Source organism: Caballeronia sp. LZ003 (genome assembly GCF_031451465.1).
In the GTDB taxonomy this organism is placed as follows: Bacteria; Pseudomonadota; Gammaproteobacteria; order Burkholderiales; family Burkholderiaceae; genus Caballeronia.
Genome location: NZ_JARUXJ010000221.1, coordinates 1 through 361, shown reverse-complemented (window position 1 = coordinate 361; position 361 = coordinate 1). Strand labels below are relative to the sequence as shown.

The 361-nt window shown below is 65.9% G+C and carries 1 pseudogene; it reads left to right on the top strand.

The features are described 5' to 3' along the window. Window positions 1-22: 22 nt before the first annotated feature. Window positions 23-361, top strand: a pseudogene (locus QCE79_RS34925) (phage major capsid protein); the annotation flags it as partial.

The window sequence follows — 361 nt, the reverse complement described above, 5'->3', positions numbered from 1 at the left end:
GAGCACGGCGCTGGCGCTCTCGATGATGCACAACGCGCTGGCGCAACCGGAGTTCCCGGGCCTCACGATGGCGGGCGGCACCTTCTTCGGGCTTCCTGCGCTGCTCTCGCAAACCGCCGGCGACATGATGATTCTCGCCAATGCGTCGGAAATCCTGCTGGCTGACGATGGTGATGTGACGCTCGACGCGAGCCGCGAGGCGTCGGTCGAGATGGAAAGCGGGCCTAAGGGCGGTGCCACGCAGCTCGTCTCGCTCTGGCAGAACGGCTTCGTTGCGATGAAGGCCGCGCGTTTCATCAACTGGAAGCGCCGCCGCACGCAGGCTGTCCAGTACATCACGGGCGTGAAGTACGGCGCGCCC